The 14,711-nt window shown below is 68.4% G+C and carries 17 protein-coding genes and 1 pseudogene; 15 read left to right on the top strand and 3 right to left on the bottom strand.

What is annotated here, in order from left to right:
* Positions 1 to 55 precede the first annotated feature (55 nt).
* Positions 56 to 751 carry a maleylpyruvate isomerase family mycothiol-dependent enzyme gene (locus ACFXKN_RS21040; protein WP_379433644.1) on the bottom strand — a complete coding sequence of 232 codons (696 nt, stop codon included), beginning with the start codon at positions 749 to 751 and terminating at the stop codon, positions 56 to 58.
* A 161-nt stretch (positions 752 to 912) separates the two neighbouring features.
* Between ACFXKN_RS21040 and ACFXKN_RS21035 the strand changes: the two genes are divergently transcribed.
* Complete coding sequence (locus tag ACFXKN_RS21035; protein ID WP_378944417.1) at positions 913 to 1,080, top strand: hypothetical protein; 168 nt, start codon at positions 913 to 915, stop codon at positions 1,078 to 1,080.
* Positions 1,081 to 1,103: 23 nt separating this feature from the next.
* On the top strand, positions 1,104 to 1,814 hold the full coding sequence (locus ACFXKN_RS21030) for a PIG-L deacetylase family protein (protein ID WP_379433643.1): 711 nt from the start codon (positions 1,104 to 1,106) through the stop codon (positions 1,812 to 1,814).
* 23 nt (positions 1,815 to 1,837) lie between these two features.
* Here the strand turns inward: ACFXKN_RS21030 and ACFXKN_RS21025 are convergent, their stop codons facing one another.
* Positions 1,838 to 2,458: an HD domain-containing protein gene (locus ACFXKN_RS21025; protein WP_379433642.1), complete on the bottom strand. Its 621-nt coding sequence runs from the start codon at positions 2,456 to 2,458 to the stop codon at positions 1,838 to 1,840.
* A gap of 113 nt (positions 2,459 to 2,571) precedes the next feature.
* Between ACFXKN_RS21025 and ACFXKN_RS21020 the strand changes: the two genes are divergently transcribed.
* The 3 genes from ACFXKN_RS21020 to ACFXKN_RS21010 all read left to right on the top strand — a co-directional run bounded on the left by ACFXKN_RS21020 (position 2,572) and on the right by ACFXKN_RS21010 (position 5,304).
* A complete protein-coding gene (locus tag ACFXKN_RS21020) occupies positions 2,572 to 3,723 on the top strand; it encodes a glycosyltransferase (protein ID WP_379433641.1) in 1,152 nt (383 codons plus the stop codon).
* A gap of 146 nt (positions 3,724 to 3,869) precedes the next feature.
* Positions 3,870 to 4,061, top strand: a complete 192-nt coding sequence (locus ACFXKN_RS21015) for a DUF3046 domain-containing protein (RefSeq protein ID WP_378920194.1) — start codon at positions 3,870 to 3,872, stop codon at positions 4,059 to 4,061.
* 7 nt (positions 4,062 to 4,068) lie between these two features.
* On the top strand, positions 4,069 to 5,304 hold the full coding sequence (locus tag ACFXKN_RS21010; RefSeq protein WP_379433640.1) for a phosphotransferase: 1,236 nt from the start codon (positions 4,069 to 4,071) through the stop codon (positions 5,302 to 5,304).
* A 10-nt stretch (positions 5,305 to 5,314) separates the two neighbouring features.
* Here the strand turns inward: ACFXKN_RS21010 and ACFXKN_RS21005 are convergent, their stop codons facing one another.
* Positions 5,315 to 5,830, bottom strand: coding sequence for a CGNR zinc finger domain-containing protein (locus ACFXKN_RS21005; protein ID WP_378946159.1), 516 nt, complete (start codon positions 5,828 to 5,830; stop codon positions 5,315 to 5,317).
* A 126-nt stretch (positions 5,831 to 5,956) separates the two neighbouring features.
* Between ACFXKN_RS21005 and ACFXKN_RS21000 the strand changes: the two genes are divergently transcribed.
* The 10 genes and pseudogenes from ACFXKN_RS21000 to ACFXKN_RS20955 all read left to right on the top strand — a co-directional run bounded on the left by ACFXKN_RS21000 (position 5,957) and on the right by ACFXKN_RS20955 (position 14,562).
* Positions 5,957 to 6,418, top strand: coding sequence for a VOC family protein (locus ACFXKN_RS21000; protein WP_378944442.1), 462 nt, complete (start codon positions 5,957 to 5,959; stop codon positions 6,416 to 6,418).
* Between the two features lie 39 nt (positions 6,419 to 6,457).
* Positions 6,458 to 7,339, top strand: a complete 882-nt coding sequence (locus tag ACFXKN_RS20995; protein ID WP_378944447.1) for a pyridoxamine 5'-phosphate oxidase family protein — start codon at positions 6,458 to 6,460, stop codon at positions 7,337 to 7,339.
* A gap of 22 nt (positions 7,340 to 7,361) precedes the next feature.
* Positions 7,362 to 7,811, top strand: coding sequence for a nuclear transport factor 2 family protein (locus tag ACFXKN_RS20990; RefSeq protein WP_378944451.1), 450 nt, complete (start codon positions 7,362 to 7,364; stop codon positions 7,809 to 7,811).
* A gap of 172 nt (positions 7,812 to 7,983) precedes the next feature.
* Positions 7,984 to 9,021 (top strand): recombinase RecA, encoded by a 1,038-nt coding sequence (gene recA / locus ACFXKN_RS20985; protein ID WP_067460620.1) that lies wholly within the window; start codon positions 7,984 to 7,986, stop codon positions 9,019 to 9,021.
* A gap of 508 nt (positions 9,022 to 9,529) precedes the next feature.
* Positions 9,530 to 9,976, top strand: a pseudogene (locus tag ACFXKN_RS20980) (regulatory protein RecX); the annotation flags it as partial.
* 111 nt (positions 9,977 to 10,087) lie between these two features.
* A complete protein-coding gene (locus ACFXKN_RS20975) occupies positions 10,088 to 10,357 on the top strand; it encodes a hypothetical protein (RefSeq protein WP_379433664.1) in 270 nt (89 codons plus the stop codon).
* Between the two features lie 364 nt (positions 10,358 to 10,721).
* Positions 10,722 to 11,372, top strand: coding sequence for an ABC transporter permease (locus ACFXKN_RS20970; RefSeq protein WP_378946163.1), 651 nt, complete (start codon positions 10,722 to 10,724; stop codon positions 11,370 to 11,372).
* A complete protein-coding gene (locus ACFXKN_RS20965) occupies positions 11,365 to 12,534 on the top strand; it encodes an ABC transporter ATP-binding protein (RefSeq protein ID WP_378944456.1) in 1,170 nt (389 codons plus the stop codon). The genes ACFXKN_RS20970 and ACFXKN_RS20965 overlap by 8 nt, the downstream gene beginning before the upstream one ends.
* 244 nt (positions 12,535 to 12,778) lie before the next feature.
* Positions 12,779 to 13,585, top strand: coding sequence for an ABC transporter permease (locus ACFXKN_RS20960; protein ID WP_378944459.1), 807 nt, complete (start codon positions 12,779 to 12,781; stop codon positions 13,583 to 13,585).
* Positions 13,582 to 14,562, top strand: coding sequence for a glycine betaine ABC transporter substrate-binding protein (locus ACFXKN_RS20955; protein WP_378944462.1), 981 nt, complete (start codon positions 13,582 to 13,584; stop codon positions 14,560 to 14,562). Before ACFXKN_RS20960 ends, ACFXKN_RS20955 begins: the two co-directional genes overlap by 4 nt.
* The last annotated feature ends 149 nt before the right edge of the window (positions 14,563 to 14,711 follow it).

Below are 14,711 nucleotides of genomic sequence, written 5' to 3'. Positions count from 1 at the left end.
ACGCGCAGTGAGCCCCGATTATGGGCGTTTGTCCGGCTCGTCGTCAGTCGTTTGCCTACGGAACGAGTGGTCCGCTGAGTACTCGTTCACCCGCGGCGCGGTCGCCGTCCCAGGCGAACTCCTGGTCGTCGCCGGACTTGCGTGCCCACAGGGCCAGGAGCAGGTCCGACGCGGTGCCCGCGAGCTCGGCGACCGGCTCGCCGGGGCCGTAGGTCCAACCGCCTTCGATGTCGGTGGCTCGCAACCGCAGTGCCACCTCCGGTTCGACCGCGAGGCCGCGGTGGATCATCCGGGGCGCGAACAGTTCGAATACCTCGTCGATGCCGTCGACAGCGAGATCAGGGTCGAACGGGTCGGCCTTGCCGAGAGCATTCTGACCGTCCCACAGATGCATGAGCGTCTCGTGGGCGCGACGGCGCCGCCAGAAGCCGACGGTGCGCGGCATGGTGCGGGTGAAGGTCCAGGCCTGCTGGTCTTCGTCGGCCGACAGCGAGGTCACCAGGGCGTCGGCGGTCGACTCGTACCACTCCCGCAGGGCCGCGCGATCTTTCGGTGCGGGCTCGCCGTCGAAATCGCCGCGCAACTCGGCCACCGCCGTGATCACCCACAGATTGCCGCGCCCGACATGGTCGGCGAGGTCGTAGAACGTCCAGTCGCCGCAGGACGGCACGGGCGCGGCGAGATCGGTGTCAGGAGTGATGAGCTCGCCGAAGGCGGTGAGCTTCGCGCAGAGCAACGCCAAGTAATCCATGCCGATCACGGTAGCCCGGTACCTCGGTGCCGGTCTCGGGGTGAACCCTGATCTACACCCGGATATTGGTGCTGACCTGGTGATCTATTGCTCGCGAGATGGGAGCATCGAAGATATCGGATCGCTGGACAGCGGTCGTAGAGCTGGCGAGGAGTCACATCATGGTTCTGAAAGTCATCGGCATCGTCGTGGTTGCGGTGATCGCGTTCTGGATTCTCGGCGCGCTGCTCGAGGCGCTGATGCCGATCCTGGTGATCGGGGCGATCGGTACCGGCCTGTACCTGCTGTACAAGGCGATCTCGGGGAGCGACAAGACCCCGATCAGTTAGCCGTCTGTGGTTAGCATGGCGGGGTGGAACAGGTACCCGAGGACTGGCAGCGCGGACTGGTGATTGTCGCGCACCCCGACGACATCGAATACGGCGCCGCTGCGGCCGTCGCGCGCTGGACGGGACAGGGAAAAGATATTCGCTATCTGCTCGTCACGCGTGGTGAGGCGGGGATCGCCGGGATGCCGCCCGCGCAGGCCGCGCCGTTGCGGGAGATCGAGGAGATCTCGGGCGCCCGCGAGGTCGGCGTGCACACCGTCGAATTCCTCGACCATCCCGACGGCCGCATCGAGGAAGGCCTCGCCCTGCGCCGCGAACTGGCCGCCGCACTGCGCAGGCACCGCCCGGAGATGGTGGTGCTGTTCAACTTCGGCGACACCTGGGCGCCGGGAATGGTCAACAGTGCCGATCACCGGGCTGTCGGCCGATCGGCGATGGACGCGATCTCCGACGCGGGCAACGAATGGATTTTCCCCGAACTCGCCGACCTGCCGCCGTGGTCGGCGCGCTGGGCGGCCGTCGTCGGCCCTGGCGCGACCCACGCCGTCGATGTGAGCGCGCAGCTGGAGCAGGCGCGCGCGTCGCTGTCGGCGCATCGGCGGTATCTGCAGGTGCTGAGCCCGGTGCCGGTGGCGGAGCAGGTGCGCGAAATCGTCACGTTCGCAACGGGTCCGAAGGAAGGGTTCCCCGCCGAGCACGCGGTCGGCTTCGAACTGTTCACCTTCGCCGGCTGATCGGCGGGCGGCCACCCGTTCGATCACTGATGCCGATGATGAAGTGGTGCAACGGAAGAGGTTGCCCGTGCTGGGCTCGGCCGGTGTCGGAGCCCCCGCGCCGCGACGCGTTCGACAAGAGGTCGCCAGTCCTGCAGTGGCGCGACTCGCAGGCCGACCACCTTGCCCGCGTCATCAGCCCTGCGCAGCGCCAAGGCGGCGGTGAAGTCGGGGTCCGCGCGGAAGGAATCGGCCTCGGCGGGTGTCATCGGCCCGCCCTGCGCGACGAGTGTGCGCTGACTCGACGCCGACAATGCGGCCTCGTGTGCTGAATCCGTTGCCACCAGAAAACGTTTCGCGGTGACATGCAGCTCGATCAGGCGGGCCACCCGATTGCCGAGCAGCCCGCGCACGGCCTCGGCGCCGTGCCTGCCGTGGCCGGCGTCGTCGCCGGGGACCAGGACGTGGCCGATGTCGTGCAGCAGACCTGCGACCTGGAGTTCTTCGTCATCGGGGAAGTCGTGGCGCAGCAACTGCGCGCACTGGCGATCGTGATCGAGGATGTCGACGGGGTCGCCGGTGCGGTCAGCGGTGTCCCAGGCACCGGCGCACTGCTCGAGGAGCGCGAACAGATCCTCGACGGTGTCGATCCTCGGGGGACGCATGTGCTCGCTCCGGTTTCGCTCGACGCGGTGTTGCGACGGTCAACGTAGCGCAGAAACCATGAGTTCGCCTCGTCCGAGGTGGGCACGGCCTGGGGATATGGCAGGGTGGGCGGATGCGAATAGCTGTGGTGGCCGGGCCCGATCCAGGGCATGCGTTTCCCGCGATCGCGTTGTGTCTGCGATTGCTGGCCGCGGGGGACGAGCCCGTGTTGTTCACCGGGCCGAGATGGCTCGACCCGGCACGCTCGGCGGGGATCAGCGTGCGCAAGCTCAAGGGTCTCGCACCGCGCCCCACCGACGACGACACCGACGCGGGTGCCCGGATCCACGATCGCGCCGCCCATATCGCCACCGAGAACCTGCCCGAACTCAGCGCGATGCTGCCGGACCTGATCGTCTCCGATGTCCTCACCGCGGGCGGCGGGATGGCGGCCGAGCGGCTGGGGTTGCCGTGGGTCGAATTGTCACCGCACCCGCTCTACCTGCCGTCGAAAGCCCTGCCGCCGATCGGAAGTGGCCTGGCGCCGGGGGAGGGTGTGCGTGGCCGCATGCGCGACGGTGTCCTGCGCACGATGACCGCGCGCGCGGTTCGCAATGGGCACCGCCAGCGCTCCGCCGCCCGCGAGACCATCGGGCTGCCCGCCGAGGACCCCGGTCCCGCCGCGCGCCTGGTCGCGACCCTGCCCGCGTTGGAGATGGACCGCCCCGACTGGCCCGCCGACACCCACGTCGTCGGACCGCTGCTGTGGGAACCCACCGACGCCGTGCTCCCCTTGCCCCCCGGCGACGCCCCGCTGGTGATGGTGGCGCCCTCGACCGCGCACACCGGCGTCGCCGACATGGTCGACGTCGTCGTATCCGGCCTGGCCGAACTCGGTGTGCGCGCGGCCATCTCGACCCTGGACACCCCACCTGCGGACCTGCCCGGCTGGGCCACCGCGGGCCTCGGCCGCCAGGACGAACTGCTCACCCACGCCGCGGTGGTCATCGGTGGTGGCGGACACGGCCTGCTCGCGAAATCCCTGTCCGCCGGTGTGCCGGTGGTGACCGTCCCCGGCGGCGGTGACCAGTGGGAACTCGCCAATCGCGCTGTGCGGCAGGGTAGTTCGGTGCTCGTGCGACCGCTCACGCCCGAGGCGGTCGGCGCCGCGGTGCGGAAAGTTCTCGACGACCCCGCCTACGCCCAAGCGGCTCGCCATGCCGCCGCCGGTCTGGCAGCGGTCGAGAACCCGGTCCAGGTCTGTCACGACGCCGCGAAGCGGTAGTACGTCGCTCGCGCCCACTGGGGAACTGCGCAGGAGCCCGCTCGGACAATCCTGGGTGTCGCCGTCGCCGGTCGCCGCGGATACTGCCGGGTGCTGGGCGAGCGGTGCCCTGTCGGCAGTCGCCCGGCGCGAGTATCTTGGGCAACGTGCGATTGACCGAATTCCAGGAGCTGATGCACACCGAGTTCGGCGTGGCGCGCGCCGACGCCATGCTGACCGATCACGTGATACCCCAACTGGGGCGCACGGGGGCGGTGGCGATCGACAGTGGTGTCGACCCACGCGACGTGTGGCGGGCGCTGTGTGCCGACTTCGATGTACCTCCGAACCGGTGGTGACCAGGAAATGGCCGTGACAGCGCAGAACTCGGACATCCGACCGTATCGGTTCGACGAGCGGCTGCGGATGATCCCGGTCGACGCCGAGACCCTCGCGGCCCGGGTCGCCCTCGCCGACCCCGCCGATTTCCCCGGCTTGCGCAGGCTCGGCATCGCCTTGATGCTGCTCGGGCGTTACGACCAGGCCCTCGACCGGCTCGATCAGGCCCTCGAACTGGCCGATACCGAGCGGCGCCGGATCACCGTCTGGATCAACCTGGCCGATGTCTACCGGTACCAGGGCGAACCGTCGCACGCCGAGATCCTGTACCGCCGGGCCCTGCACGCCAGCCGCGCGCTCGATGACCCCGACCTCGTCTCCTTCGCTGCCCACCACCTGGGCAAATCGCTGGCCGAACAGCACCGGCCGCAGGAGGCGCGTGCGCTGCTCATGGAGGCCATGCGGCTGCGGGTGGCCGACGGCGATTCCGAGCTCATCGAATCCACCCGCGCGGCCCTCGACCACCTCGACGAGCTGGCCCTGCCGCTCCCGTCGGCGATCGAGACCCTGCTCGGGCCGGTGCCCGCATGGTCGGACGAGCACGAGGGCCGGGACGGGAATCTTGTGCGGTCGGGCGGGTACTGGATCAAGCGTGGCCCGCGGGCGGTGGCCGAGTACGAGCGGCTGACCTGGTTGCGTGAGAACGGGATCGCGGTGCCGGAGGTGGTCGCGTTCGCCGAGGACGTCCTCGTGCTCGCCGATGCCGGGGTCGGATCACTTGCCGGAGAAGCTGATTCGACCGAAGTCGCCGCGATCGGCACGCAGCTGGGTCAGACCCTGCGTTCGTTGCACGACCTTCCGGTGGCGGAGTGCCCCTTCGACGGTGGTCTCGATGTTACCCTGGCGCGGGCACACCGCACCGTGGTCGAAGGTTTCGTCGACGCAGCGGATTTCGACGACGATCACCGTGATCTCACACCTGCGATGATCCTCGCGCGACTCCGGGAACGGCGCCCGGCCACCGAAGACCTGGTCGTCACGCACGGCGACTTCACACCGGGCAATGTGCTCGCCGGCGGCCTGCTGATCGATGTCGCGGCGCTGGGTCGCGGCGATCGTTATCGCGACCTGGCGCTGGCCGAGCGCGACCTGGCCGGGGACTTCGGCGCCGAGGCCGTCGCGGCGTTCTACACCGCCTATGGCCTGACCGAACCCGATCGCACCGCGCTCGACTACTACCGGCTGCTCGACGAACTGTTCTGAGGTCCGCTTCTCAACTGGTCTTGGCGTAGTGGCGCGCGGCCTTGGTGCGGTTGCCGCAGGTCGCCATGGAATGCCAGCGCCGGGTGCCGTTCTTGGACGTGTCGTAGAAGAACAGCACGCAATCGGGGTGCGCGCACTGGCGGATCCGATGCGGTGCCTCGGCGATCAGGTGGAGCAGATTGTCGGCGGCGAGCCAGCCGGGTAACCACGCCGGGTCGTCGACCTCTGGGATGTCGCGGGGGCCCTCGTCGGTGAGTTCGCGGCGGATGCGCCCGTGCTCGAGAACCCGGTTCAGCGCGGTGTGATCGGCCCGGGTGACGGCGTCGTGCACGGCATCGCGCGCGGTGTGCAGCGCGGTGAGAGCGTGGTCGTCGACGGGTACCCGATCGGCGAGCCCGATGAGCTCCAGCCACGTGCGCAACCCGTCGAGATCGGCGAGCAGATCGCCGGGTTCGGCGCCCGCCCACCGGGTGTTGAGCAGGTCGAGAGCGGGGGGTTCGCCGGTGTGCGGACGGGGATCGCGCATGCCCGAGGCTATCAACACGACCCTCCTAACTGTTTAAAAGTGTTTCAAGGGTTGACGAAGTGGGTGACCCCATTCTATGTTCTAACTATTCAATTATCGATAGACAGTTACATCCGGGAGGAAACCATGACCACCGTCACCGCGCCTGTGCTCGCCACCGGCCATATCGGACTCAACGTCGCCGACCTCGACCGTTCCGTCGACTTCTACCGCCGTGGCCTCGGCTTCGAACAGCTCGGCAGCGGCGCCGACGGTGATCGGCGCTGGGCCTTCCTCGGTCGGGGCGGTGCGCTGGTGCTCACGCTGTGGCAGCAGAGCAGCGGCGAATTCTCCACCAGCACACCCGGTCTGCATCACCTGTCGTTCCAGGTCGACGACCTCGACACGGTGCGCGTCGTCGAGTCGGCGCTGCGTGCGGTCGATGCCGAGTTCTTCCACGACGGTGTGGTCGCCCACGGCGAGGGGGCGTCCTCCGGTGGCATCTTCTTCGCCGATCCCGATGGCATTCGGCTCGAGGTCTTCGCCCCGCTGGGCACCGGCACCGCACCCGCACCGGCCGGGCCCGCCCCGACGTGCGGATTCTTCTGACCCGTAGCCAATTTCACGTCATCGACCGGGAGGGCGAGGATGTTTCACTCCGGCGAGCTCGCGGTGCAGCACCGTATGGGGCAGGCAGCGGCGGCTGCCAGGGTCGGTCGCTCGATCCGTACCGGGATTCCGGCGGTCGCCGCGTCCTTCCTGGCCGAGCAGTCGATGGTGGTGCTCGGCGCCGCCGATCCGGCCGGGCGCCTGTGGGCGAGTCCGCTCGCCGGTCCGGCCGGGTTCGTGCACGCGGTCGGTGACACGACCATCGACATCGACACGCTCCCCTACGGCGCCGATCCGCTGTCGGTGGCGCTGTCGAGTGAGGTCGAGGTCGGGTTGATCGCGCTGCAGCCGCAGCGCCGTCGGCGGATGCGCGTCAACGGCACGGCGGCGGCACGGGCGGGTGGGCTGCGGATCCGCACCGAGCAGGTCTACGCGAACTGCCCGAAATACATCTCGCGCAGGCAGATTCGGGAGGTGGCGCCGGTCGGTGCGCCCGGCCCGGTCTCACGCGGTACGGCGCTGACCACCGCCGCGGTCGAGACGATCGGTGCCGCCGATATGTTCTTCGTCGCCACCGCCGATGGCGACGGGCATGCCGACGCCTCGCACCGCGGCGGCAATCCCGGTTTCCTGCAGGTTCTTTCGCCGACCCGACTGCGCTGGCCGGACTATCGCGGCAACTCGATGTTCATGACCCTGGGCAACCTCGCCGTGCAACCCCGCTGCGGGTTGCTCGTCGCCGACTGGTCGACCGGTGCGCTGCTCCAGCTCACCGGCCGTGCCGAATTAGTCTGGGATACGGCGGCATTCACCGCAGGCGCGCAGTGTGCCGTCGATTTCACCGTCGAGCAGGTGCTCGAACGCCCCGGCGCGCTCGCTGTGCGCTGGGGGCCGCCCGAGCTCTCCCCGAACAACCCCTGATCACACCGAAAGGCTTCCCGCCATGCGACCACCGCTGCCACCCTTCGACCTCGAGTCCGCCCGCGCGAAGGTGCTCGCCGCCGAAAATGCCTGGAACACCAGGGACCCCGAACGGGTCGCCGCGGCGTACACCGAGGATTCGGTGTGGCGCAACCGCGACGAATTCTTCACCGGCCACGCCGCCATCGTCGACTTCCTGACCCGTAAATGGTCGGCCGAGAACGGCTATGTGCTGCGCAAGGATCTGTGGGCTTTCCACGACAACCGCATCGCCGTGCGCTTCCAGTACGAATGGCACGACGAGTCGGGGCAGTGGTGGCGCAGCTACGGCAACGAGCAGTGGGAGTTCGCGCCGGACGGGCGGATGGCGCGGCGTGAGGCCAGCATCAACGATGTGCGGATCGAGCAAGCGCAGCGGCGGATCTTCGGGCCACGCGCCGAGGGCGACGACTCGGTGCTGCCGCAGCACTGACGGCTGGTTTCGCTCCCGGATTGCTGGTCTGAGCGGCTGCTTCGCGTGTTGGTGGGCGCGTCGCTTGACTCGAATGGGTGTTCGACTAACCTGGGCGCCAGAACTTGTCGGTGCCGGCCTCTACTGTGGGCGCCAACCAGAGAGACACTCACCTCGAGAAGGGGCACACATCATGGCACCGCAGGCCTACGATCGCGACAAAGCGCTGGAACTGGCACTGGCGCAGGTGGAGAAGAGCTTCGGCAAGGGCGCGGTCATGCGTCTTGGTGAAGAGACCCGTCAGCCGATCGCCGTCATCCCCACCGGCTCCATTGCGCTCGACGTCGCGCTCGGTATCGGCGGGTTGCCGCGCGGTCGCGTCGTGGAGATCTACGGCCCGGAATCCTCGGGTAAGACCACCGTCGCGCTGCATGCCGTCGCCAACGCCCAGGCCGCGGGCGGTGTCGCCGCCTTCATCGACGCCGAGCACGCCCTAGACCCCGATTACGCCCGCAAGCTGGGTGTCGACACCGACGCACTGCTGGTCTCCCAGCCCGATACCGGTGAGCAGGCCCTGGAGATCGCCGACATGCTGGTGCGCTCCGGCGCCATCGACATCCTCGTCATCGACTCCGTCGCCGCCCTGGTGCCGCGCGCGGAAATCGAAGGCGAGATGGGCGACAGCCACGTCGGCCTGCAGGCCCGCCTCATGAGCCAGGCCCTGCGCAAGATGACCGGTGCCCTCAGCAACTCCGGCACCACCGCCATCTTCATCAACCAGCTGCGCGAGAAGATCGGCGTCATGTTCGGCTCGCCGGAGACCACCACCGGTGGTAAGGCGCTGAAGTTCTACGCCTCGGTCCGCCTGGACGTGCGCCGCATCGAGACCCTCAAGGACGGCAGCGACGCGGTCGGTAACCGCACCCGCGTGAAGGTCGTCAAGAACAAGGTCGCCCCGCCGTTCAAGCAGGCCGAGTTCGACATCCTGTACGGCCAGGGCATCTCCAAGGAGGGCTCGCTCATCGACATGGGTGTCGAGCACGGCTTCATCCGCAAGTCCGGCTCCTGGTACACCTACGAGGGCGACCAGCTGGGCCAGGGCAAGGAGAACGCCCGCAAGTTCCTGTTGGAGAACACCGACGTGCGTGACGAGGTCGAGAAGAAGATCAAGGAGAAGCTGGGCATCGGCGCCGTACTGACCGCCGAGGCCGACGCGCCCGCCGACTTCTGAGCCGATGACCACGCCGAACCCCGGCGGCCACCGCGATTCGGCCGACCCGGTCGAACAGATGCGCAGACAGCTGGCTCGCCTCGGAATCGAGGTCTCCCCGGAGCCGGTGCTGCCGCCCGCGGTGGGTCGCGGCAGGGGGGCGGGCGATGATCTCGTCCGATCGGCTCGCGACAAACGAGCCGATCCGGACGCGAAGAGGATTCGGTCGGGTGCGGGCGATCCGCAGCGCGCGCACCCGACCGGATTCACCGATGGTGACAAACCACCGCATTCCGCTGCGCGGGTTGGTGTTGATCATGAAGAGTGGGGGAGCGAGGGTCGGCGACGGCCCCGCGGCGCCCGACGCGAACGCAAGTCCGCGCGGCGCGACGAAGTCTCCCTGTCGACCGTCGTCGGTGGTGACGACGGACGGCAGGCGGATCCGGTGGCGGCCGGATCCCAGCCGGGAGAGCCCGACAGGCGGGCCGGCACACGCCGGCTCGCCCCGGGCGACCGTCCCGATGCGACCCTGGAACAAGCCAAGGACGTGTGCCTGCGATTGCTCTCGGTGCGTGCTCGCAGCCGCGCCGAACTGGAGAAACGCCTCGGCGAGAAGGGGTTCCGCCTAGAGGTGACAGCGGCCGCCCTCGAACGGTTCGTGGAAGTGGGTCTGATCAACGACGCCTCCTTCGCCGAGCAGTGGGTGCACGAACGTCACACCTACTCCGGCCGAGGCAAAAGGGCCCTCCAGCGCGAGCTGCGCGAGAAGGGCGTCGCCCCCGGCGATGCCGAACAGGCGCTGTCGATGGTCACCGACGATGCCGAACACGCTCGCGCCGCCGACCTGGTCCGCCGCAAACTCCGCACCCTGCCCGCAGACCTGGACCGCGACAAGGCAGTCCGCCGACTCGTCGGCATGCTCGCCCGCCGCGGCTACGACCAGTCCACCGCTTTCGCCGTCGCCACCGCGGAACTGGACGAAGCGGGGTTCGAACGCACCCCGCCTCGCCCCGCTCACGCTGCCTCGGTGAGCGAGCAGGCAGCCCGAACCGACGAGGCAGGCGGCCCGTGGCGGACACGCCGCTCGATGTCGCGCGGTGCTGGTTCGGCGGACACCGGTGAAACCTTCAGCGATACAGCCGAATCGGATACTGCCCGTCGTTCGGCCGGCCGCCCGACTCCTGGCGACGAACACGATGCGATCGACCTGGTCCGTCGCAAGCTCCGTGCCATGCCCGCGGATCTGGACCGCGCGAAGGCCACTCGCCGCCTGGTCGACATGCTCGCCCGCCGCGGATACAGCTCGTCTACGGCTTTCTCCGTGGTGAAAGCCGCACTGTCGCAGACCGATCGATGAGCACCGTGCGGACCGGGGAGGTACACCCGAGCGATGTCGAGGCCGTGCGCAGGCGATGACCGCGAGCGCACGGCACCGGGTCGGTGACGTGACGAGCGCGGGGGCCGAGGGTGGCTGTGGGCGCGACAACCGGGTGCCGGTGATGCGGCGAGAGGTCGTCGGTAGTGCGGTGAGTCCCGAATCGCCGCACGAGCTCGTTTGCGGGCGTAAGATGATCCCGCCGGTGAAACATGGTTTCGCACAGGCAGATTCGCCGTATCGGTGATGCGGTGGGTGTGGGGATGGGATGTTTCATCCGGTTCGGGGTGGGCACTCCGCGGAGCAGGGCCGTAGGTGGCCGCCGAACGACGGGGGAGGTGGAACCCTGGACGCGTTGTGGTCGTTCGTGGTGAACCGGCGCGAGCAGTTGCTGGTCGATTCTTACCTGCATGTGTCGGCGGTGGTGCAGTCGCTGGTGCTGGCGACCGTGATCGCGGTGGCGCTCGGGGTGCTGGTGTACCGGAGTCCGCTCGGGTCCGCGACCGCTACCGCGACGGCGGGGGCGATTCTGACCGTGCCCTCGTTCGCGTTGCTCGGGTTGCTGATTCCGTTCCTCGGGCTCGGTGTCGGGCCGACGATCGTGGCATTGGTGCTGTACGCGCTGCTACCGATCCTGCGTAATACGGTGCTCGGCTTGTCGTCGGTGGATCCGGCGGTGACCGATGCCGCGCGTGGTGTCGGCATGAACCGGTTGCGCCTGCTGACCAAGATCGAACTGCCCCTCGCCTGGCCGTCCATTCTCACCGGAATGCGGGTCAGTACCCAGATGATCATGGGCATCCTGGCACTGGCGGCCTATGCGAAGGGCCCCGGTCTCGGCAACCTGATCATCTCCGGCCTCGGGCGGCTCGGTAGCCCGAACGCGGTGCCGCAGACGCTCACCGGCACCGTCCTCATCGTCGTGCTCGCACTCGCACTCGACGGCGTCCTGGTTCTGCTCGGACGGCTCACTATTCCGAGGGGAATTCGTGACTGACATCGAAACCACCAAGACGGCGACGGCCGCCGCGGTCTCCGGGGTCGAGATCGTCCTCGACCGGGTCACCAAACGCTATCCCGAACAGCCAGAACCCGCGGTCGACGAGGTCTCCATGACCATCCCGGCCGGGGAGATCGTGGTGCTGGTCGGTCCGTCCGGCTGCGGCAAGACCACCACCATGCGGATGATCAACCGGCTGATCGAACCCAGCTCGGGCACCGTCACCATCGGCGGTCGCGACGCGGGCGCGATCGACGCCGACGAATTGCGCCGCGGCATCGGCTATTCGATCCAGCAGGCCGGACTGTTCCCGCACATGACCGTCGCCAAGAACATCGCCACGGTGCCCGGCCTGCTCGGCTGGGACCGCCGCCGGATCGCCGAACGCACCGACGACATGCTCACCCTCGTCGGCCTCGATCCCGACACCTACCGCAACCGCTACCCCCGCCAGCTCTCCGGCGGACAGCAGCAGCGCGTCGGTGTGGCCAGAGCGCTGGCGGCCGACCCGCCGGTCCTGCTCATGGACGAACCGTTCGGCGCGGTCGATCCGATCACCCGCGGGCTGCTGCAAGACGAATTGCTCCGCCTGCAAAGCGAACTCGGCAAGACCATCGTCTTCGTCACCCACGACTTCGGTGAAGCGGTGAAGCTGGGCGACCGCATCGCCGTCCTCGGCGACCGCTCCCGCATCCTGCAGTACGACACCCCCGCCGCGATCCTGGCCGCCCCCGCCGACGAAACGGTCGCCGGTTTCGTGGGCGCCACCGCCACCATCGACCGACTCGGCCTCACCGTCCTCGCCGACATGGACCTGGACGAGGGCATCGCCGTCGAGGAGAGCGCCACTCCCACAGCCCTCACCACGGCCCTGCGCGAGGCCGGCCGAACCTGGGGCATCCTCCTCGACGCACAGCGCCGCCCACTCCGGCGGGTCACGACAGGCGAACTCGCCCACGCGGATTCGCTGCACGAGCTCGGCACCCCGATCGGCACCACCCTGCCCGCCGACGCCACTCTCCAGGACGCACTGGCCGCGCTTCTCACCGAACGCACCGCCTCCGCCGTCGTCGTCGACAACACCGGCACCTACACCGGAACCGTCACCGTCGACACGCTGATCAGCCATCTGGCCGCGACAGAAACCGCACCGGCATGACGGCCGAGCCGCGACACCGATCGCACCGAGGCCGACGACACCAGACGGCCGGATATCGGCGTCGACCTGCGCCGACTCGAATTCGATCAGCATTCGTGGCGACGATCGTGCAGTGCTACGCCTCGTGTGGGCACACAGTGACGAATACTGTTTCTGTTCGACCACATTCGCTCGCCTTGTCGTTTCCCGCGAGGACCACCGCCCGAAGTTTCAGCGGTGCCACGACCCGGGCTGGGCGGACATCATGGTGACGAAAACTGTTCCCGGCCGGTCGCGGTCGATCGCCGATGTGCCCGTCGCCGCAGCGCCCGCGATCCAGCGCCGCGCCGAGTTCTGGCGCCTGTTGGTGCAACCTGCGATCGTGCTGATCCTCACCGTCGGGGTGCTCGTCTGGGCGTTCCGGCGCGATCTCACCGTCATCCAGCAGGCCAGCATCAGCGTGCGCAATGTCGCGCAGGTGACCTGGCAGCATGTGCTGATCACGGCGGCGGTGGTGCTCATCGTGGTGGTGGTGGCCGTGCCGCTCGGGACCTTGCTCACCCGACACCGATTCCGCCGTCTCGCCCCGTTCTTCGTCGGCATCGCCAATATCGGGGCGTCCGCGCCGGCGATCGGGCTGATCGTGCTGTGCTACCTGGTCACCCGCACCACCGGGTTCTGGGTGGGTGTCGCGCCGATCGCGTTCTGTTCGCTGCTACCGGTCCTGCGCAATACGATTTTGGGCTACCAGCAGGTCGACCCGGCACTGATCGACGCGGGCAGGGGACAGGGCATGTCGGCCGGACTCGTGTTGCGCCGCATCGAATTTCCGCTCGCGGTGCCCTACATCCTGGCGGGCCTGAGAACCTCGCTGGTGCTGGCCGTCGGCACCGCGACGCTGTCGTTCATGGTGAGTGCGGGCGGGCTCGGCATTCTCATCGACACCGGCTACAAACTGCGCGACACCGTGACATTGACGCTCGGCGCCGTACTCGCGGTAGCGCTGGCACTGTTCGTCGACTGGCTCGGCGCGCTGGCCGAACAGTTCCTCGGGCCGAGGGGGTTGCGGTGAGGCTCACCGGATTGTTGCGCGGGCTCGTCCCGGTCCTGAGCGTGCTGGTGCTCGCGAGTTGCGGTCTGCAGTCGGGTGGTTCGGTGCCGTTGCCGGTCGGCCCCGGCAGCATCGGCCCCGTGCCCGAACTCGACGGTGTCGCGGTCACGGTGGGTTCCAAGGATTTCACCGAGGCCAACATTCTGGGCTACATGATCGAATTCGCGCTGACGGCCGCGGGTGCGAATGTGCGTGACCTGACCAATATCCAAGGCTCCAACAGCCTGCGCGACGCGCAACTGAACGGCCAGATCGACATCGCCTACGACTACACCGGCACCGGCTGGATCAACTACCTCGGCAAGGAGAAGCCGATTCCGACCGAGGCGGCCCAGTTCGAGGCGGTGCGCGAGGCCGACCTCGCCGAGCATGACATGGTCTGGGCGGCGATGGCGCCGATGAACAACACCTACGCCCTCGTTACGAGCAAGAGCACCGCCGAGCAGACCGGGGTACGCACGCTGTCGGACTACGCGAACCTCATCGCGAAAGATCCCGGTGCCGCGGCCACCTGTGTCGGCACCGAGTTCAATGTCCGTCCGGACGGCTATCCAGGCCTGGCCGGCGCCTACGGGATCGACCTCGGCAAGGCCCAACGTCAGATCGTCCAGGACGCGCTCGTCTACCAGGCCACCGCCGACGCGAAACAGTGCCGGTTCGGCTCGGTCGCCGCCACCGACGGCCGCATTCCCGCCCTCGAGTTGGTGCTCCTCGAAGACGACAGGGCCTTCTTCCCGAAGTACAACGCGTCGCTGGTCATGCACCGCGACTTCGCCGATGCCCACCCCCAGGTCGTCGGGGTCATGGCCCCGATCTCGGCCCGGCTCACCAACGCGGTGATCACCGAACTCAACCGTCAGGTCGACATCGACGGCCGCGAACCCGCCGACGTCGCCCGTGACTGGATGGTTGCCGAGGGACTCGTCACCGCGGGCTGATCCACCGCGGTGGTTTGCCGAACTGTTACCAGTTTCTCGCCCGAGATGTCGGGAACGCGTGGGTCGCTCACACCACTGACTCAGCTTCTCGGGCGATGATGGACGGCGGTAGAGACAACCGGAAACCGCGACGCGCAGCGGTGGGCTCG

It is taken from the genome of Nocardia sp. NPDC059195 (genome assembly GCF_042754695.1).
Classification (GTDB): Bacteria; Actinomycetota; Actinomycetes; order Mycobacteriales; family Mycobacteriaceae; genus Nocardia.
Note: the sequence above shows the minus strand (reverse complement) of the source record. Positions and strands in the feature narration are given on the sequence as shown.

Bases quoted from the DNA above. Each gene is read 5' to 3' on its own strand.
- ACFXKN_RS21040 (WP_379433644.1), bottom strand. From the start codon at position 751: ATGGATTACTTGGCGTTGCTCTGCGCGAAGCTCACCGCCTTCGGCGAG.
- ACFXKN_RS21035 (WP_378944417.1), top strand. From the start codon at position 913: ATGGTTCTGAAAGTCATCGGCATCGTCGTGGTTGCGGTGATCGCGTTC.
- ACFXKN_RS21025 (WP_379433642.1), bottom strand. From the start codon at position 2,458: ATGCGTCCCCCGAGGATCGACACCGTCGAGGATCTGTTCGCGCTCCTC.
- ACFXKN_RS21020 (WP_379433641.1), top strand. From the start codon at position 2,572: ATGCGAATAGCTGTGGTGGCCGGGCCCGATCCAGGGCATGCGTTTCCC.
- ACFXKN_RS21010 (WP_379433640.1), top strand. From the start codon at position 4,069: ATGGCCGTGACAGCGCAGAACTCGGACATCCGACCGTATCGGTTCGAC.
- ACFXKN_RS21005 (WP_378946159.1), bottom strand. From the start codon at position 5,830: ATGCGCGATCCCCGTCCGCACACCGGCGAACCCCCCGCTCTCGACCTG.
- ACFXKN_RS21000 (WP_378944442.1), top strand. From the start codon at position 5,957: ATGACCACCGTCACCGCGCCTGTGCTCGCCACCGGCCATATCGGACTC.
- ACFXKN_RS20995 (WP_378944447.1), top strand. From the start codon at position 6,458: ATGTTTCACTCCGGCGAGCTCGCGGTGCAGCACCGTATGGGGCAGGCA.
- ACFXKN_RS20990 (WP_378944451.1), top strand. From the start codon at position 7,362: ATGCGACCACCGCTGCCACCCTTCGACCTCGAGTCCGCCCGCGCGAAG.
- recA (WP_067460620.1), top strand. From the start codon at position 7,984: ATGGCACCGCAGGCCTACGATCGCGACAAAGCGCTGGAACTGGCACTG.
- ACFXKN_RS20975 (WP_379433664.1), top strand. From the start codon at position 10,088: ATGTCGCGCGGTGCTGGTTCGGCGGACACCGGTGAAACCTTCAGCGAT.
- ACFXKN_RS20960 (WP_378944459.1), top strand. From the start codon at position 12,779: ATGGTGACGAAAACTGTTCCCGGCCGGTCGCGGTCGATCGCCGATGTG.